Annotated in this window: 13 protein-coding genes; 6 read left to right on the forward strand and 7 right to left on the reverse strand. The window is 63.9% G+C overall.

The genetic code is table 11. The features are described 5' to 3' along the window. Positions 1-52: 52 nt before the first annotated feature. The gene (locus tag ABIC75_RS00660; protein WP_354011932.1) at positions 53-310 is read left to right on the forward strand and encodes a hypothetical protein; all 258 of its coding nucleotides are present in this window, start codon (positions 53-55) and stop codon (positions 308-310) included. 217 nt (positions 311-527) lie between these two features. Then, on the forward strand, positions 528-1445 hold the full coding sequence (locus ABIC75_RS00665) for a TolB family protein (protein ID WP_354011933.1): 918 nt from the start codon (positions 528-530) through the stop codon (positions 1443-1445). 21 nt (positions 1446-1466) lie between these two features. Here ABIC75_RS00665 and ABIC75_RS00670 read toward each other — a convergent pair whose 3' ends face one another. From ABIC75_RS00670 to ahpC, 4 genes are all read right to left on the reverse strand, one after another. Then, positions 1467-2795 carry a thioredoxin family protein gene (locus ABIC75_RS00670; RefSeq protein ID WP_354011934.1) on the reverse strand — a complete coding sequence of 443 codons (1329 nt, stop codon included), beginning with the start codon at positions 2793-2795 and terminating at the stop codon, positions 1467-1469. A 109-nt stretch (positions 2796-2904) separates the two neighbouring features. Continuing rightward, on the reverse strand, positions 2905-5910 hold the full coding sequence (locus tag ABIC75_RS00675) for a TonB-dependent receptor plug domain-containing protein (RefSeq protein ID WP_354011935.1): 3006 nt from the start codon (positions 5908-5910) through the stop codon (positions 2905-2907). 368 nt (positions 5911-6278) lie between these two features. Next, positions 6279-7868 (reverse strand): alkyl hydroperoxide reductase subunit F, encoded by a 1590-nt coding sequence (ahpF, locus tag ABIC75_RS00680; protein ID WP_354011936.1) that lies wholly within the window; start codon positions 7866-7868, stop codon positions 6279-6281. A gap of 153 nt (positions 7869-8021) precedes the next feature. After that, the gene (gene ahpC / locus ABIC75_RS00685; protein ID WP_354011937.1) at positions 8022-8585 is read right to left on the reverse strand and encodes an alkyl hydroperoxide reductase subunit C; all 564 of its coding nucleotides are present in this window, start codon (positions 8583-8585) and stop codon (positions 8022-8024) included. A gap of 534 nt (positions 8586-9119) precedes the next feature. Between ahpC and ABIC75_RS00690 the strand changes: the two genes are divergently transcribed. From ABIC75_RS00690 to ABIC75_RS00705, 4 genes are all read left to right on the forward strand, one after another. Next, positions 9120-9899 (forward strand): ferredoxin--NADP reductase, encoded by a 780-nt coding sequence (locus ABIC75_RS00690; RefSeq protein ID WP_436407878.1) that lies wholly within the window; start codon positions 9120-9122, stop codon positions 9897-9899. Between the two features lie 176 nt (positions 9900-10075). Then, complete coding sequence (dxs, locus tag ABIC75_RS00695) at positions 10076-11989, forward strand: 1-deoxy-D-xylulose-5-phosphate synthase (RefSeq protein WP_354011938.1); 1914 nt, start codon at positions 10076-10078, stop codon at positions 11987-11989. 91 nt (positions 11990-12080) lie between these two features. Then, positions 12081-13283, forward strand: a complete 1203-nt coding sequence (locus ABIC75_RS00700) for a 1-deoxy-D-xylulose-5-phosphate reductoisomerase (RefSeq protein WP_354013041.1) — start codon at positions 12081-12083, stop codon at positions 13281-13283. Positions 13284-13303: 20 nt separating this feature from the next. After that, on the forward strand, positions 13304-14233 hold the full coding sequence (locus tag ABIC75_RS00705; protein WP_354011939.1) for a polyprenyl synthetase family protein: 930 nt from the start codon (positions 13304-13306) through the stop codon (positions 14231-14233). Positions 14234-14236: 3 nt separating this feature from the next. Here the strand turns inward: ABIC75_RS00705 and ABIC75_RS00710 are convergent, their stop codons facing one another. From ABIC75_RS00710 to ABIC75_RS00720, 3 genes are read right to left on the reverse strand one after another with little or no spacing between them, the layout of a single operon-like run. Further along, the gene (locus ABIC75_RS00710) at positions 14237-15892 is read right to left on the reverse strand and encodes a copper resistance D family protein (protein ID WP_354011940.1); all 1656 of its coding nucleotides are present in this window, start codon (positions 15890-15892) and stop codon (positions 14237-14239) included. Positions 15893-15944: 52 nt separating this feature from the next. Next, positions 15945-16307, reverse strand: a complete 363-nt coding sequence (locus ABIC75_RS00715) for a copper resistance CopC family protein (protein ID WP_354011941.1) — start codon at positions 16305-16307, stop codon at positions 15945-15947. Positions 16308-16339: 32 nt separating this feature from the next. Next, complete coding sequence (locus ABIC75_RS00720) at positions 16340-18949, reverse strand: MMPL family transporter (protein WP_354011942.1); 2610 nt, start codon at positions 18947-18949, stop codon at positions 16340-16342. Between the last annotated feature and the right edge of the window lie 48 nt (positions 18950-18997).

Genomic DNA, 18997 nt, shown 5'->3' on the forward strand with positions numbered 1-18997 from the left:
TTGTATTTTACGTGACGTCACGTAAAATAAGTGCAAACGAGGAGGATGCGCCATGGTTGACCCACTAGATCCGGGCACGCTTGCTTTGCCCTTGAGTTTCAAGCGTCCGCGCGGCCGCCCGCGCAAGCCCAATGCCTTGACGGCGGCGGAGCGTGCGCGCCGTTATCGGGCGAGGAAAAAGACCTTGTCGGCACACGTCGTGTCGCTCTCGGTGCATCACGACGTGATGCGCGAGCGTGACGAGGCGGTGTCGCAGGTGAAGCAGCTGCGCAACGAACTGGAGCAATTGCTGCAGCAACTGCGTCACTGAGCGCACGCAAGGCGCGTGCTGGCCGATACACCGCGCATCCGTCATGCGCGGTGTGGTCGTGCGTCCCTCGCGGTTCGGGGCGAATGCAGCCGGCTCGCTATGCACGCTTCTTCCATGGCGGAAGCCATGCGGTCAGGTGCCTTTGGTCAAGCACAGTGGCTGTCATGGCTGGGCTACCATCGGACCATCTCCCGGAAGCGTTGCGATGCCCATGCGCATGAAGCCTCGCGTTCTCGCCCTCTGCCTCGCCTTCGCGCCCTTGGGTGCGCTTGCCGCCGCGTCGTCATCAACCGTGCAGCCATGGACACCGGTGGGTGTATCCAGCGACCTGTTCGAGTCGCATCCGGCGTTCGATCCGCGTACCGGCGAGCTCTACTTCGTCCGCAGTTCCAAGGCGTTTTCCGGATGGCGCATTCTTCAATCGCATTGCGATGGCGGGCGCTGGAGCAATCCGGTGCCCGCGTCGTTTACGGCGCCCGGTGCGGAGGCCGATCCGTGGTTTACGCCGGATGGCCGTGGCGTGTACTTCATCTCCACCCGCGCCACCGGGAGCATGAAGAGCAAGGACCTGGACATCTGGCGTGCCGATCGCGCCGCCGAGGGCCGCTGGAAAGCGCCAGTGCGGCTGCCTGCGCCCGTCAATTCGGATGAAGCCGAATGGTTCCCGCGCGTGGGTCCGGATGGATGGCTGTATTTCGGCTCGAACCGTCCGGGCGGCCTCGGCAAGAACGACATCTGGCGTGCGCGCGAAACCAAGCCGGGGCAATGGATCGTCGAAAACGCGGGCCCCGCCATCAACACGGCCGGCGACGAATACGAGCCACTGCCGTCGCCCGATGGCAAGCGCCTGATCGTGATGGCGGACGGTGGACTCTACGAATCACGCCTCGGCTCGAACGGCTGGTTGCCGCGCATCAAGCTGGGGCCGGACATCAACGTCAACGGCTCGGAAATCGGCGCGCTGTTCTCGCCATCGGGAAAAACGCTGGTGTTCGCACGCGACACCGGTGAGCCGAGGTCGGGCGAGTTCTTCGCATGGCATATCGAAGGGCATGAAGCGTGGCCGCCGCCGTGCGGTGCGGCAGCCACCATGGATGGCGCGGGACGAACCAATGCGCCGGCGCGCAACGAATGACTCGGGCGTTTGCGCGAGTGCTCACACGTTCAGCGCGGCCTTCAACGCACTGGCCTGCTTGGGAAACCACGGCCCATTGGTTTCCAGCACATCGCTCGCCACTTTCTTCGCTTCGTCGTCGCGATGCAGAGCCTTCAGCGCCTTCACGCGTTGCAGTGCGACGGCGAGGCGGTTGGCGCCGTAGGCCTTGTCGGCGGCCTGCGTGAGATAGGGCAGCGCTTCGGCTGGCTTGCCGGTCTCCACCAGGTTGCGGCCGTAGCGATAGGCGTAGACATAGTCGTCAGGATAGGCGGCAATCAGCTTGCGCTGGTAGTCGTCCAGTTCCGCCGTGCGTTTGGCGCGCAATAGATAGATGCGCAGGTTGTCGGCGAGATTGCGATCGCTGGCGAGGTTGTTGCCCAGTCGCTGGCGCGTTTGCGTGATGGCGCGATCGAGGATGGCGGATGCAGCCGCCTGGTCGCCCACGGCGTCATCCAGGTTGGCGCTGGCGAGCACGGCGCTGCGCTGGTCAGCGCACGCAGGCTTGGCAATCAATACCTGCGTGTCGACGTAGTGATCGAGCGGCTGACGTTGCGCAGCAAGCAGCGTCTTGCGCTCGTCCGCAGGCAGCTTGCCGGTGGCGTCGAGCAGATTGTCGAGCACGTACGGGCGCTGGCAGCCGATGTCCTGCGCCAGCACTTTTTGCGCGTTGGCGATCACGGTCGCGTTGTCGTCCGCCGCCAGGGCCTTGGCAAGCGCGAGTTGATCGAGCGCAAGATTGACGCGAGCGTTCTTGCGCGCACCCTGTTGCTGCGAGGAAGGCAAGGCAGCGAACCAACGGAGGCCTTCACTGCCTTCGGAGCGCGCCTGATACGCCTCCAGCACCTCGGCCACGGCGTTGGGTTCGCCTCTAGAGGCTTTCTGCCTGAGGCGGTCCAGCGTGTTGCCGGTGGCCAGGATGGCGTTGATCTTCGGATAGAACTTCTCGCGCGGCTGTTCGGCGGAGATGCGCCCCAGTTCGTTGCCGTGCTCGTCCAGCACGACATAGCTGGGAAGGAAGGACGCGTTGAGCTTCTTCATCCACGTCTGGCCGTCCGGCGAATCGGCATCGGCTTCCACCACGATGGCCTTGCGCTGCACGTCGTTCCATTCGGCGCCCGTCAACACATGGCTGGCCATGTAGTAGCACGAGTAACACCATACGGCCTGGAAATCGACCAGCACCGGACGATGCTGTTCGGCAGATGCCTTCAAGGCTTCGTCGATGGTGAGAGGCGTCTTCGCCTCGGCGGCATGCAGCCCGAAGGCGGGCAGGGTGGCAAGCAGTGCCGCCAACAGCGGAGCGTTGGTGCGATGGAGAGCGTTGGGCATGGTGGCGTATCCCTGTTTCGCGTGTGAATGAGGAAGGTGGGAGGAATGGCCTTGTGGGCCACTCCTCCCGACGCAGGCCTGAGGGGTTGCCTGCATCAAGTCGGCATCGTCAGTAGTCGTAGGTGGCGCTCAGGCGCACGTAACGCGGCTGCTGGCGAACCACGGCCGAGCCGTACAGCGGGTCCGGCGTGCCAGGCGAAATCTGGTAGTACGGATACGCATTGAGGATGGCCTGCGAGTTGAACAGGTTGAACACGCTCAACGAGAACGCCAGCTTGTGATCGGCGAACGCAGGACTGTACGAAGCGGCCACGTCCACCTGCTTGTTCCACGGCAGGCGATGCGAGCCCGGCGGCGAAGGCAGGCCGCCGCACCAGTGGTAGTAGCTGCCGTAGCCATTCGGATCGGTCTGGTTCGGGCCGTAATAGCCCAGGCAATTGCGCGGGTTTCCGGATACCAGCGAGAGGTTGCCCGACACCTGCCATTCCGGATCGATCTGGTAGTAGCCGAACGCCTTGATCTGGTGCGTGTGATCGTTGCTCTGCGCACCGTTGCTGTTGACCATCAGCGAAGGGAAATCCCAGTCGATGCTGGTGGATGCCGCCGTCTGCTTGATGTCCGAACGAAGCTGCCCCTCGGTGTCGCCGTAGCTGCGCGAGAACACGTAGTCGATCTTGCCGTACCAGTGGCCGTCGAACGGATGCTCCAGGAACGTCTCCAGCGCGTAGTACTTGCGCTTGAGCGGCGGGAAGCCCATCTCGTCGTTGCTCAGCGAGACGCTGCGATAGGCGCCGCCGGTGTCGATCACCGTGAACGTGTTGGAGCGCCCCGGATTGATCAGGTAGCAGCTGTTGGTGGCGCTCACGTCGTAACCGAGCGATGCCGCCTTGTTCTCGATGGCGGGCACATCGCAGTAATCGTCGATGGCGTTGCGCAGGATGCGCTGCGTGAGCTTGGCGCCATAGACCCAGTTCGTGCCCAGCGTCTTGGTGAAGCCGAGGATGAATTCGTCCTGGTATTCGGGCTTGATGTTCTGCGCCGTCACCGTCTTCGGATCGGGCAGCACGCCGTAGGTGTTGTTCGAGGACACCGGGTTGGAGAACGGCACGATGCCGGTGGGCGTGCCGTCGGCTGCGATGCCGCCATAGGTAAAGTACTGCTGCGTGGCCACGTACGCACCCGCGGCATTGAGCGCCGGGTTGAGCGGCAGGCCGAGGTAGTAGCGGCCTGCGTTGCCGTACACCTTGAAGCTCGAATCGCCGTTCACGTCCCAGCTGAAACCAAGGCGCGGCGCCCACTGTGCGCTGCGCTGGCGGATGTATGCATCACCGTTCGCGTTGTAGTCGGTGAACTGGTCATTGCGAAGACCCAGCGACAGTAGCCAGCGATCGGTCACCTGCCACTTGTCCTCGACGTACTGCGCGCGCTGTCCCGAGCGCACGCTGGCAATCGAACTGTTGACGTACTGGATCGCGTAATAGCCGGAGGCGCCGTTGGGATAATTGGCCGGCGCACCCACACCCAGGTTCGGAATCAGCGCGACGTTCGGCGTGGTGGTGTACGCATAGCCCCAGTAGTAGCCCGGGCCCGAGGTCTGGCTGCCCTGGTCGATGGCGCGTGAGTTCTGGTTGTCGATGCCCGCCGAAATCGTATGCGAGCCGAGCTGGTAGCTCAGGTCGATGCGCAGGTTGTTGGTGGTGTTGTGGCGGTTTGGGCTGTACAGCGACTGCGTCACCTGGCTGTTGCTGATGGGGTTGCCACCAACGTACGACGGGTTCTGGTTCTGGATGTCGGTGACGTAGGTGAGGCTGCCGTCGTAGTTGCCCGGCACGTCGTAGTTCATCGTCTTCATCTTGCCGTACATGGCAGAGAAGGTCAGTGCGTCGGTGATGTAGCTGGTGAACTTGGCCGTGTAGAGATCGCCGCCCGTCTTGATGTTGTCGTCGAGGTTGACGAAATTGCCGCGCGACAGCGTGCTGTAGTCGTAATCGTAGATCGAGCCCGAGGTCTGGTACTTGCTGGACGCGCCGGTGACTTCGAGGATGTTGCTGTCGGTGATGTTCCAGTCCAGCTTCGCGTACCACTTCGGCGAGTCGTACTTGTAGCTCACATAGGGTTTGGCGTTGGTCACGTCATTGACCGTGCTTCCTTCCTGCCGCGAGGCCTCGGCTGCCAGGAACAGGAACAGCTTGTCCTTGATCAGCGGTCCGCCGAGGTAGGCGTCGTACGTGGTGGTCCACTGGCGATTCTTGCTGTTGGGGTCGTACAGGCTGCCGGCGATCGGCGAGGCAGGCAGGCCGTTGGTGTAATACGTGTTGGTGCCATCGGCTTGCGCGAACGCCGGCTGCCACAGCACCTGTCCACCGAAATGCCACTCGTTGGTGCCGCGCTTGCCGACCATGTTGATCACGCCGCCGTCGGATCGTCCGTACTGCGCGCTGTAGCCGCCGGTGTAGATCTCCTGCTGCTCGATGGCGCCGTACGGCAGCGTGAGGCCGCCAAGCGCGCGCTGCGGTTCGGTGGTGTTGAAGCCGTTGATGTAGTACGCGTTCTCGCTTGCGGCCGAGCCGCCGAAGCTCACCAGCGATTGTCCGGTCGGCCCGGTGTAGCCGCCGCTGTTGCCGGTGACGCCCGGCGCCAGCAAGGCGATGGCTTCCGCTGACCGGCCCAGTGGCAGGCGCACGAGTTCGTCTGCGGTGATGACGGTGCGCGAGTCGGTGGTGGTCACGTCGATGGGCGGCGTGGTGTTGGCCGACACGCTCACGCCCGCCAGTTCTTTTGCCGCCACTGCTTCGAACGATACTTCCGTGCCGGAACCCACGCGCAGCGAGATGTCGTTGCGCGTATCGACCACGCTGCCATCGTGCAGCAGCGACACGGTGTATGTACCCAGCGGCAACTCCGACGCGCTGTAACGGCCGCGGCTGTCGATGTTCACCGTGCGTGCAATGCCGGTGGCGCTCTTGATCAAGACCGATTCACCGCGACCGGCGGAGACCTGGCCAAAGATGCTGCCGGTGGTGGATTGCGCAAACGCCGGTGCGGCACCCGCGGCGAGCAGTGCGAACAGTGCGGCCGCGAGCGGACGCGGAGTAACAGAAACGTGCTTGTTCAAAGTCGGTACCCGAATAATCCGAAAACAGTGCTGATGCCGCGCGCATCCGTGCGCAGCGCGGGAATGCATCCCGCTCGGCCTCAGCGTTCTGAGAAAGCCCCTAGACCGGGATGGGGTTCCCGGTGCCTCGACGACGCCGGCGCGCGGCGCTGGTGACGATGGCTATGGCGCTATGAAAACCCGGGGTTTGCACGATTGAAAGACTTCGACAGATGAGCATTTCTCATGTCGGCATCACACGCGGTTATAAGCCGCGTCAGCATTGGGCTGCGGCGTGCGTGTGGAAGAATATTCGCGCATAAAAAAAGCCCGGCCCTGCGCGCCGAGAGGGGATTCGGCTGCGCAGGACCGGGCGTGCAACGACTCCGTCAGGCGGCGACGGTTTCCTGTTCGGTTTCTTCGACCGGCAAACGGATGAGGTAATCGAAAGCGCTCAGCGATGCCTTGGAACCTTCGCCCATCGCGATGACGATCTGCTTGTACGGCACCGTGGTGACGTCGCCGGCGGCGAACACGCCCGGCACCGAGGTTTCACCGCGCACGTCCACTTCGATCTCGTGGCGTGGCGACAGCTTGATGGTGCCCTTCAGCCAGTCCGTGTTGGGGAGCAGGCCGATCTGCACGAACACGCCTTCGAGCGCCACCGAGTGCGGCTGACCCGTGCTGCGGTCGGTGTAGTTGAGCCCGGTCACCTTCTGGCCATCGCCCGTCACTTCGGTGGTTTGCGCGCTGACGATGATGTTGACGTTGGGCAGGCTGCGCAGCTTGCGCTGCAGGACTTCATCCGCGCGCAGCTTGCCGTCGAATTCGAGCAGGGTGACGTGACCCACGATGCCGGCCAGGTCGATCGCCGCTTCCACGCCCGAATTGCCGCCGCCGATCACCGCCACGCGCTTGCCCTTGAACAGCGGGCCGTCGCAGTGCGGGCAATAGGTAACGCCCTTGTTGCGGTATTCCTGCTCGCCCGGCACATTCATGTTGCGCCAGCGCGCGCCGGTGGAAAGGATCACCGTCTTCGACTTCAGCACAGCGCCATTGGCGAGACGCACTTCATGCAGGCCGCCTTCGGTGGTGGCCGGAATCAGCTGCTCGGCACGCTGCAGATTCATCACGTCCACGTCGTATTCGTGCACATGCTGTTCCAGCGAGGCCGCCAGCTTCGGGCCTTCGGTGTACGGCACCGAGATGAAATTCTCGATGGCCATGGTGTCCAGCACCTGGCCGCCGAAACGTTCGGCGGCCACGCCGGTACGGATGCCCTTGCGTGCTGCATAGATGGCTGCCGCGGCGCCGGCTGGGCCGCCGCCCACCACCAGCACGTCGAACGGCGCCTTGCGGTTCAGGCGTTCGGCGTCGCGGGCATGTGCATTGGTGTCCAGGCGCGCGGCGATCTGTTCGATCTCCATGCGGCCGGTGTCGAAGAACTCGCCGTTGAGGTAGACCGTGGGCACGGCCATCACCTGGCGCTCGTTCACTTCGTCCTGGAACAGCGCGCCATCGATCGCCACATGCGAGATGTTGGGATTGAGCACGCTCATCAGGTTCAGCGCCTGCACGGTGTCCGGGCAGCTGTGGCACGAGAGCGACATGAAGGTCTCGAAGCGGTATTCGCCGTCGAGATTGCGCACCTGCTCGATCACTTCCTGCGAGGCCTTGGACGGGTGACCGCCCACCTGCAGCAGCGCCAGTACCAACGAGGTGAACTCGTGGCCCATCGGAATGCCGGCAAAACGCACGGTGACATCGGTGCCAGTGCGATTGATCGCGAACGAAGGCTTGCGTGCATCGGTGCCATCCAGACGCAGCGATACCTTGTCGGACAGCGGCGCGATGTCTTCCAGCAGCTCCTTCAGCTCCTGCGAGCTCTGGCCGCCATCGAGCGAGGCCACCAGCTCGATCGGGTGCACGACCTTTTCGAGATAAGCCTGCAACTGGGACTTCAGATCGGCATCCAACATGGTGACTTCATCCTTTATTCGGGGTGAGCGCATCTGGCGCCGCGGTCGTGGCCGGGCGTTGCGGGCGTCTGGATATTCGGAAAGCGGACCCGGCGGGGTGCCGGGTCCAGGGCGGCCCGATGCAGCGGGCCGCAAGACAGGACAACGATGAACTTAGATCTTGCCGACCAGGCTGAGCGACGGCTTCAGCGTCTTGTCGCCTTCCTGCCACTTGGCCGGGCACACTTCACCCGGGTGCGAAGCGACGTACTGGGCGGCCTTCACCTTGCGCAGCAGCTCGGAAGCGTCGCGGCCGATGCCGTTGTCGTGGATTTCGCACAGCTTGATCTGGCCTTCCGGGTTGATCAGGAAGGTGCCGCGCAGGGCCAGGCCTTCTTCTTCGATCATCACGTCGAAGTTGCGGGTGATGGCGCCGGTCGGATCGCCGATCATGGTGTACTTCACCTTCTTGATCGCGTCGGACGTGTCGTGCCATGCCTTGTGCGCGAAGTGGGTGTCGGTGGAAACCGCGTAGATATCCACGCCCAGCTTCTGGAACTGCTCGTTGTGATCGGCCAGATCTTCCAGCTCCGTCGGGCAGACGAAGGTGAAGTCGGCGGGGTAGAACACCACCACGGACCACTTGCCCTTCAAGGTGGCATCGGTCACTTCAACAAACTGGCCATCCTTGTAAGCCTGGGCCTTGAACGGTTTGATTTCGGTATTGATCAACGACATCTGTTGTTTTCCGTTGGTTGTGGTTGGTTGAATGGCAAGACTACGGGGTTTGACGTCATAGGTCTAATTGATTGTTGGCATCATAGTCATTGAGCTTGGCTATGATCACCCGGCCTGGGGCCTCGTTTCGTGCCGGCCGCCGTGCCGCCCGTGCAGATGTGGTGGCGTGGGCGAGCGATGCAAGGCGCTGCGTCGATTCGCTCCCGCAAGCACGATGCTTGCGCGCGGATCGCACGCCGCATGGCATCGTTCTCGACAAGAAAAGTGCCACGCATGACACGCATGCGTTCGCCTTGAAAAAACGTTCGCGGTTAGCAGGCGCAACGTGAGAAGTACGTGATGATTCGCCGGGAATCGAGACGATTTTTTGCGAACGAGGCAAGCGTCGAACAACATCACTAAGCAGGATTGACTTCGACCTGCGGAAACTTGTACCAAGGCAGTGACGGTCAAGCCATTCGACGTGAGCCAGGCTCGTCACGCGTCGAATGGTCTGGTCGCTTGCAAGCATCTCTTCACTTGGCAACGGTGGTTGTGATGGTGGCATTGGCGACGGAGTATGTGATCGAGGTTCATCACTGGAACGATAGCCTTTTCAGTTTTCGCACAACGCGGGACCCCGGTTTTCGGTTCGACAGTGGACATTTCGTGATGCTTGGCCTGGAAGTGGAAGGCAAGCCGCTGATGCGCGCGTATTCCATTGCCAGCGCCAACTACGAGGAGCACCTGGAATTCGTCAGCATCAAAGTGCCGGACGGGCCGCTCACCTCGCGCCTGCAGCATCTCAAGCCCGGCGACCCCATCATCGTCAGCCGCAAGCCTACCGGTACGCTGGTGCTGAACGACCTGAAACCCGGCAAGCATCTCTACCTGCTGGCCACCGGCACGGGCCTTGCGCCGTTCCTGAGCATCGTGCGCGACCCGGAGACCTACGAGCGCTTCGACAAGGTCGTGCTGGCGCATGGCGTGCGCCGCATCAGCGACCTGGTGTTTGCCCAATACCTGGAGCAGCAGCTTCCCGCGCACGATTACCTCGGCGATCTGGTGCGCGACAAGCTGGTCTATTACCCGAGCGTCACGCGTGAACCTTTTCGCCATCGTGGACGTCTCACCGATGCAATCGTGGATGCGCGCATGAGCGATTTCGCCGGGCTGCCGCCGCTCAACCCGGCAACCGACCGCGTGATGCTGTGCGGCAGCCAGGCCATGCTGGATGACACCAGTGCCTTGTTGGATGGTCGCGGTTTCCAGGCCTCGCCGCGTACGCGCGAGCCCGGCGATTACGTGATCGAGCGTGCGTTCGTCGAAAGGTGAATGCAGGCGAGCAGGATGCAGTATGCGTGTGGTGATGTTGACGGCGGCGTGCATCGTCCCCTGGTCGATATCGCTGATTAGTGGTGGCAACGCGGTGACGTGTCGGAAGCGGCCACGGTAGGCATAAGTGCTAAACGTCGAGATAGAGACTCCGGCAGCCCCGAGGAGAGTCCGTCGTGTACGATTTGCTGCGAACTGTCGATTCACCGGCCCAGCTGCGCACGCTGGACATGCCGGCACTCCATCGATTGGCAGGCGAGTTGCGTGCCTTCATCCTGGAGAGCGTGTCCCGCACCGGCGGGCATCTGTCTTCCAACCTGGGCAGCGTGGAGCTCACCATCGCGCTGCATTACGTGTTCGATACGCCGGATGATCGCCTTGTATGGGATGTCGGACACCAGTCCTATCCGCACAAGATCCTCACCGGTCGTCGCGAGGCGATGGGCGGCATCCGGCAATGGGGCGGCATTTCCGGGTTTCCGCGACGCGCTGAATCGGCCTACGACACGTTCGGCACTGCCCATTCGAGCACCTCGATTTCGGCCGCGCTGGGCATGGCGCATGCGGCGCGCATACGCGGCGAGCAGCGCCACAGCATTGCGGTGATCGGCGATGGCGCACTCAGCGCCGGCATGGCCTTCGAAGCCATGAACAACGCCGGCGTGTCGGAAGACTCGCCGCTGCTGGTGGTGCTCAACGACAACGACATGTCGATCTCGCCGCCGGTCGGCGCGCTGCGCTATTGCTTCGGACGCCTTATCTCCAGCCGCTTCTACCAGCAGGCGCGACAGGGCGTGCATTACGCACTTCGGCCCATTCCGCCGATCAGCCACCTCGCGTCGCGGCTGGAGTCGCAGATGAAGGGCATGGTGGTGCCGGCGCCGCTGTTCGAGGAATTCGGTTTCAACTACACCGGACCCATCGATGGTCATGATCTCGATGTGTTGATTCCCGCGTTGCAGAACCTCAAGAAGCTTCGCGGCCCGCAGTTCCTTCACGTGATCACGCAGAAGGGGCACGGCTACAAGCTGGCGGAAGCCGATCCCATCCAGTACCACGGCCCCGGCAAGTTCGATCCCAAGGTGGGACTGGTGTCCGCGGCCAAGGCGGCGCGCAAGAGCTACACGCAGGTGTTTTCCGAATGGCTGTGCGACGAGGCGGCGCAGGATCCGCGCATCGTCGGCATCACCCCTGCCATGCGCGAAGGTTCCGGTTTGGTGGAGTTCGAGAAGCGCTTTCCCGAGCGCTACTTCGACGTGGCCATCGCCGAGCAGCATGCAGTGACGTTTGCCGCGGGCCTGGCGACGGAAGGCTTGCGGCCGGTGGTGGCGATCTATTCCACCTTCCTGCAACGCGGTTACGACCAACTGATCCATGACGTGGCGTTGCAGAACCTGCCGGTGGCCTTTGCCATCGATCGTGCGGGCATCGTCGGCGCGGATGGCGCCACGCACATGGGCGCATTCGACATGGCCTACCTGCGCTGCGTGCCGAACATGGTGGTGATGGCCGCCTCCGATGAAAACGAATGCCGGCAGATGCTGCACACGGCGGTGAGTCACGATGGTCCATGCGCGGTGCGCTATCCGCGCGGTACCGGGCCGGGCGTGCCCACGGAAGCGGAGATGACGACGCTTCCCATCGGCAAGGGCGAAGTGCGCCGCCATGGCGGGCATGCCGCCGGACATCGCGTGGCGATTCTCGCTTTCGGCTCGATGGTGCCGCCCAGCCTCGCGGCGGCGGAGGCGCTGGATGCCACGGTGGCGAACATGCGCTTCGTGAAGCCATTGGATGATGCGCTCGTGCGCCAGCTGGCGCAGACGCATGACGTGCTGGTCACGGTGGAAGAGGGGTGTCTGCAAGGTGGCGCCGGCTCGGCCTGCCTGGAGTGTCTCTCCGACGCCGGCATCAGCGTGCCAATGCTGCGGTTGGGCCTGCCCGACGAATTCATCGAGCATGGCGATCCGGCGGCATTGCTCAATCACTATGGCCTGGATGCCGACGGCATTCGTGCTTCCATCCAGCGCTTCACCGACAAGGTATTGGCCACCAAGCCAAGCTGCGCGGTGGCGCGCGAGGCGCATTCGTGATGAGTGTGACGCTCGCCCGGCGACACGTGGTGTGCGCAAGGGCGATGCGCTCGGTTGAGACAGTCGGTCGCGTGGAGGCCGTGTCATGAGCATGCAACGCCTGGCCATTCTGGGTTCCACCGGCTCCATCGGCACCAGCACGCTGGATGTGGCGGCGCGCCATCCCGACCGCTTCCGCATCTTTGCGTTGACGGCACATCGCCGCATCGACCGTCTGTTCGAACAGTGCCTGGCGTTCCTGCCGGACGTGGCCGTGGTGGGCGATGCTGAAGGCGCTGCCGAGCTCGAACAGAAGCTTCGCGCGGCGCGATTGACCACCGAAGTGGCTTATGGGCCGCAGGCCTTGAGCGCGGTGGCGAGTGCCTCTGGGTGCGACACGGTGGTGGCTGCCATCGTGGGTGGCGCGGGCCTGGCTTCGTCATTGGCCGCTGCGCGCGCGGGCAAGAAGATCCTGCTGGCGAACAAGGAGGCGCTGGTGATGTCGGGCGCGCTGTTCATGCGCACCGTCGCCCAGCACGGCGCCACCTTGTTGCCGCTGGACAGCGAACACAACGCCATCTTCCAGTGCCTGAGTACGAATGCATGCACGGGCGCGGGTGTCGAGCGGCTCATCCTCACCGCGTCGGGCGGTCCGTTCCTGCAGCGGGATCTTGACACGCTCGATGACGTCACGCCCGATCAGGCGTGCAAGCATCCGAACTGGGTGATGGGAAGGAAGATATCCGTCGACTCTGCCACCATGATGAATAAGGGGCTGGAAGTCATCGAGGCGCGCTGGCTGTTTGACATGCCGCCGGAGCGCATCGAAGTGCTGATCCATCCGCAGAGCGTGATCCATTCCATGGTGGCGTATGCCGACCAGTCGGTGCTCGCGCAACTCGGCAACCCGGACATGCGCACGCCGATTGCCCACGCGATGGCTTACCCGGAGCGCGTCGATTCGGGCGTGGCACCGCTGGATCTCACGCGCATGGCCAACCTGAGTTTCCATGCGCCGGACCTGGCGCGTTTCCCATGCCTTCGCCTTGGCTTGCAGGTGTTGCGCGATGGCTGCACGGCCAGCGTCACGCTCAACGCGGCCAACGAGATCGCCGTCGATGCCTTTCTGCATGAGCAGATTCGATTCACCGATATCGCGCGTGTGGTTGAAAAGACGCTGGAAAGCCTGCCGCCGCTCGCCGGCTCCGCCGCTCTGGAAGATATTCTTGCGGCTGATGAACGCGCACGCGCCATGGCGCGTCAGTTCATCACGCAATTGCCGACCAGTCGCGTCGCCGTTGTCGCTGTTCATTGATGTGATGTGGAGATGTTTCCGTGAGTGAAGCTTTTCAGCTGTGGTCCTCAACCTCCGCGAGCGTCGAGCCGCTGGGCACGTGGATGCCGCGGATCATGCAGCGCACCGAACAGGCGCTGGAGCGCTATCTGCCACCCGGCGATATGGTGCCGACCACCCTGCACGACGGCATGCGCTACGCCACGCTGGGCGGCGGCAAGCGGCTGCGTGCACTGCTGTGCCATGCAGCGGGCGAGCTGGTGGATGCGGACCCTGCCATTCTCGACGGCGCCGCGAGTGCCATCGAAATGATCCACGCCTATTCGCTGGTGCATGACGATCTGCCTGCGATGGACAACGACCTGTTGCGTCGCGGATTGCCCACCGTGCACGTGCGCTATGGCGAGGCCATGGCCATCCTGGTGGGTGATGGTTTGCAAGCGCAGGCATTCGCGGTGATCGGCGACCTCCCGGCGACGGCTGCACAACGCGTGGCCTTGCTGAAGGAATTGGCGAGCGCCAGCAGTTCGCTGGGCATGGTTGGCGGGCAGGCCATCGACCTGGCGAGCGTGGGCCACGTATTGCCGCGCGAGCAGCTCGAGCAGATGCACCGGCTCAAGACCGGCGCCTTGTTGCGCGCCTCCATCTTCATGGGCGCGCATTGCGGGCCTTCGCCGATGTCGGCGGAATTGCATGACGCGCTGGACAACTACCAGCGTGCCGTGGGTTTGGCATTCCAGGTGGTCGACGACATCCTCGACGTCACTACCGACGCGGCCACGCTGGGCAAGACGCCAGGCAAAGATGCGCAGGACAACAAACCCACCTACGTGTCGCTGCTCGGCCTGGATGCCTCACGCGCGCTTGCCGAAGAACTGGGCGAGCGCGCACGCGCCGCGCTCACGCCGCTGGGCGGGCGCGCCACGCACCTGCACGAGCTGGCCGACATGGTGGTGCATCGCATCCGTTGATGCTCAGGCCTCGCGGTACCACAGCAGGATCACACCGATCAGCATGAAACACGCCGGCCACACGTAGCCGGCGATGCGACCGCCACGCCCGGGCAGGCGCAGTTCGAGCCATCGCGCCCAGCCCGCCGCTACGCCGGCGAGTGCAAGCGGCGTATGCGTCAACTCGATCAGCATCTGGTCCTTCACGTTGGAAATCTGGTGGCTGTGGGTCAACAGCATGGCGCCGCCCACGGCAACGAGCAGCGGAAATACCAGGGCGGCGCGTTCGCTTTTCAGGCGTCCCGTGCGCACCGACCATTCGAACGCGCCGAACAGGATGATCAGCAGCACGAAGAATCGATGCTGCGCTACTTCCACGTCGCGCCAGGCCACCCACCAGCCTTCGTGTCCCAATGGCCACACTTCCGGATCGGAGCGGACCAGCAGGAAGCCGGCCATGGCCAGGAACAACAGTGGCCAGTGCCTTGCCCAGCCCACGCCCGAGCGACCGAGCAGCGCAAGGAAGCCGATCAACAGCACGAAGACGCCAGCCCAGTGATGGTTGTATTCCGACCAGGCGATATCCTGCGCATTGCGCGGCGGGAGAATGCCGGAGCCGGGAATGGTGGCCGCCTCGGCGATCTGGTGATCGCGTTCGGCATCGCGGTCGAGCTTGGCCTGCAATCGAGAAATGGCGAGCGTGTCGTGATCGGGCGAATTCAAGCGTGGCCACGTAGGTGCATTGCGTTCGGCGATTTCGTGCAGCGTCACGCGATCCGTGGTGAGGTCGACCGCGGGCGGTACGGAGGTGAGCGAGGCCGCCGCGAAGAAGATGGTGAAGCCGATGCCGATCTCCACTTCCGCAAAGCGGCGCAGGCGGATCACCGAGGCATCGCGCCCGTGGCGCAACCGTTCCGTGACCAGAAAGTTGCCAAGCCCCAGCCCGAGCAAGCCGATGAACATGGCCACCTTGGCGCCCACCATCACGCCATAGGCCGTGCCGTAGAAACCTGGCGCGTCGCCCACGTAGAACACCCACATGGTGATGCCGGACGCCAGGATGCAGGCGACACCGATCATCGACATGCGCGAGAAGCGCGCGCCCACCAGGCGCAGATCATGGGCCTCGCTCAGCCGCCTCAGCACGAGGACGAAGCAGGGAATGGCCCCGATCCAGATGGCGGCGCCGAACTGGTGCAGGCCTTCCACCACCATCAGCAGGGCGTTGTGGTCCAGTCGCGCATAGGCGTGCGTGGTCATCGTTGCGGCGACCAGTTCGATGATCGCGACAAGCAGCAGCAATCCGCGCCCAGGGACCCATGCGATGGTGCGTGGCGTGATGCAGGCTGCCATCGCCGCGGCGCACAGCATCTTGATGGTGGCGGCCACCGCGAACGACGCCTGCATGACGTTGGCGAAAGGCAGGTCCACGGTCGACATCAGCACCGACACTTGAAGCGCCGTCGTTGCCAGCTCGGCGAGCAGAAGTGCCCATGCGCTCCAGCGCGTCAATCGCACCACGCGTTGCTCCAGATCGGCAGCTTGCGATAACTGCGGAGCCAGCGGATGCAGCAGGAAGACGAGAAAGAGCAGGCCGCCCAGCGTCATGGATTGGGCGACGACGACCAGGCCATGCAGGATGACGCTCAGGTAGCCAAAGATGTCGACGAGGAGGGCCACGAATCCCCCGGTATGGAATGTTGTCGAGTGAACGCGATACAGCGGTGCCGGTTTACGGCGCGGCCGTCACCGAGAACGGCAGGTCGCCGCGCGTGATGTGTCCATCCAACGCCAGCGCCTGCCAGCGGATGACATAAGCGCCGGGCTTCACGTCGGCAGTGCTGTCCAGCTCGTTCGGCTTGTCGCCGTTGGCGGTGATGGCGAGCGGCGTTTCGCTCTTGTCGGGACCGATCAGCACCAGGCGCGAGCGTGCCTGGTCGATCTTGCTGTTGTAGGTGAGTGCAAGCGTCAGGTGGCCGGCCGGCACGCTGCCGCTGGCCTTGGGCGAGCTATCGACGAGGATGGCGTGCGCACTGGCGTCGAGGCTGAAAAGCAGGGAAAACACGGCGATAGCGATACGGCGGGTTGGGAGCATGGGTCGATTCCGCAAGGCGAGAGGTCAAGTCGTCACGGGTTGAGTGGCTGCTTGCAGCGCCCGGTGGAATAGAGCATCGCAGGCAGGAAGGCGAAGGTGGAAAGCAGCACCGCGAGCAGGCTCAGCAACAGCACCGTGCCCATGCTGGCCGTGCCCGGATGGCGCGCGATGGCCAGGCTGCCGAACGCCGTGCCAGTAGTGAGTGCGGAGAACAGGATGGCGCGCGCCGTGGGCGAGCCCAGGAACAGCTGCATGCCGTGGCGCCAGTTCATCACGAAGTACACGTTGAACGACACGCCCACGCCGAGCAGCAACGGCAGCGCGATGATGTTCGCGAAGTTGATGGAGATGCCGCACAGCCGCGCGAACAACGCCGTAAGCAAGGCCGACATGAGCAAGGTGGCCAGCACCAGCGCGGCGTCGCTGGTGTGGCGCAGCACCAGCATCAGCACGATGGCGATGGCCAGGGTGGCGTAGATGGCCGCTTCGCGGAACGCGATGAGGATGGTGTCCGCCGCCTTGATGGTGTCGACGGCGGAGCCCGCGGCGTCAGGGGCCGCTTGCTGTACCGCCTGTACGAACTGGCGCAGGCCGATGGTGTTTTGCGCCTTGACCGTTGGCGTCACCTGCACGCGCACGCGTCCATCGGGAGCGAACCAGTCGCGCTTCAACTCGGGCGGCAGGCTTTCCATGGTGATCGGCTCGGCCGACAGCGAGTCGGCGAGTTGGTGAAGCGTATAGGGCAGGAACTGGGTGAGTGCCTGGTTGGCGATGGCCATCTGCTCATCCGTGCCGTGCGCCAGGCCGGCCAGTGCCTTGCCGATGCGACGCAACGGCGAGTTGGCAGGCAGCTTGTCGGCCACGCTGGCAATGCCATCGCTGGTGTCCTTGGCGGCATCGCGCATCTGCGCATAGCTGGGCGGCGTGGTCTTCTCGCCGGGATTGAGCACGGCGTACATCAGGTCGGACGCCTGTTGCAGCTGGTCGAGCTTGTCTTCCTGATCGGTGGGAACGAAGTCGACGCCCGAAACCACTTGCGCCACTTCCGGCAGCTTGCCCAGGCGCTCGCTCAGTGACTTGGCGGCCGGCAGATCCTTTACCAGGATGTCCATGGTGAACGGGTTGGTGTTGGGATCTTCCATCAGCGACCTGAGCGTGCGCATCGCCTCGCTGTTCGCATTCTTGGTGTGCAGCGGATTGGCGTCGAAAGGAATGGTGATGGCGCACCAGATGCCCACGACGCCGAGTACGCCGAAGACCACCAGCACCGCCTTGCGATGGCGTTCCAGCCAGCCATCGGCTGCAGCGCCGCCGGGCAGGGCGACTTCCGCGTGCGGCGAGCCCTTCGCCAGCAGGCGCAGCAACGCCGGCAACACGGTGAGCGTGCACAGCAGCGCCAGCAGCATGCCGACACCGGCGATGATGCCGAGCTCGGCAACGCCGGTGAAATCCGTGGGCGCGAACGCGAGGAAGCCGCAGGCCGTGGCCAGCGCGGCAAGGCCGACCTGGCTGACGACGCGATTCGCGGTTTCGTGCAGCGAGTCGTCGAAGGTGCGGTCGCTGTATTGGCGCGCATGCAGGCGCACGCCGAACTGGATGCCGAAATCCACCGCCAAACCAACGAACAGCACGGCAAAGGCAACGGAGACGAGATTGAGGCGACCCACCGCAAAGGCCGCGAAGCCGAGCGTATAGATCAGGCCGACGATCAACGTGATGATCACCGGCACGATCAGTCGCCACGTGCCCAGCGCAAGCACCAGCCAGAACACGAGCAGCAGGCTGCTGCCGATGGCGATGGGGCCGGCGCGATCGGTCAACGACGCGAATTCCTCGTCCGACAGCGGCACGGAGCCGGTGTAGTTCACGTGCACGCGACCGGACTTCACCTCTGGCAGTTCTTCAGCCAGCCGCAACATGGCCTTGGTGGCTTCTGCGCCCGGTTCGAGCGCGGTGTGATCGAGCACGGGATGGACGAGGATGAATTCCTGCCCCCCATTGCTATTCACCAGGTCGGGCGTAAGCAAGGCCTGCCAGGAGAGCGGCGCATGCTTGCCGGCCAGCGACGCTTCCATGGTCTGCGCCACATTGCCGAGCGCCGCGTCGTACGACGACAAGTCATTCGCCAGGCCGCGTCGCACGCCTTCCACCATCAGGTCGATGCCGTTGAAGAGGCCGCGCGCCGAGGTGTCCTTGGCCAGTGGGCCGAGCAGCGGCTGTGCCTGCAGCATGCTGTCGAGCGTGCTTTCCAGCTCATCCTGCGGCAGCAGCAGGAGTCCTTCGCGATTGAAGAACGGGCTGATGCCCGGCGTGGACGAGGAGTGGAAGTGTTGCTTGTCGGCCTGCAGTTCGACGTTCAACGCTTGCGCGACGATGCGCGCCTCTTCCGGCGTGGGGGCGCGCACCACGGCGGTGAGCGTATCGCTGAACTGCGGAAACTGCCGAGCGAAAGCCTGGCTCTGCTGGCGCCAGGCGAGCTTGTCGGAGAAGAGATGATCCGCATCGGTGTCGATGCTCAGGTGCTTGTGCGCGCCCCACAGGCTGAGCACGGCGAACAGCGCCGCGAGCAACAGCACGATGAGGTGATGCCGACCGCTGCGGTCGACCATCCAGACCAGGCCTTTGTGGATCGCTCTGAACACGCCGCCGGACCTCCAGACTTCGATGCTGCCGGCCGTGCGTCGAGGCCA

Source organism: Dyella japonica (assembly GCF_040545895.1).
Lineage (GTDB): Bacteria > Pseudomonadota > Gammaproteobacteria > Xanthomonadales > Rhodanobacteraceae > Dyella > Dyella japonica_D.

Bases quoted from the DNA above. Each gene is read 5' to 3' on its own strand.
- ABIC75_RS00660 (WP_354011932.1), top strand. From the start codon at position 53: ATGGTTGACCCACTAGATCCGGGCACGCTTGCTTTGCCCTTGAGTTTC.
- ABIC75_RS00665 (WP_354011933.1), top strand. From the start codon at position 528: ATGAAGCCTCGCGTTCTCGCCCTCTGCCTCGCCTTCGCGCCCTTGGGT.
- ABIC75_RS00670 (WP_354011934.1), bottom strand. From the start codon at position 2,795: ATGCCCAACGCTCTCCATCGCACCAACGCTCCGCTGTTGGCGGCACTG.
- ahpF (WP_354011936.1), bottom strand. From the start codon at position 7,868: ATGTTGGATGCCGATCTGAAGTCCCAGTTGCAGGCTTATCTCGAAAAG.
- ahpC (WP_354011937.1), bottom strand. From the start codon at position 8,585: ATGTCGTTGATCAATACCGAAATCAAACCGTTCAAGGCCCAGGCTTAC.
- ABIC75_RS00700 (WP_354013041.1), top strand. From the start codon at position 12,081: ATGCAACGCCTGGCCATTCTGGGTTCCACCGGCTCCATCGGCACCAGC.
- ABIC75_RS00715 (WP_354011941.1), bottom strand. From the start codon at position 16,307: ATGCTCCCAACCCGCCGTATCGCTATCGCCGTGTTTTCCCTGCTTTTC.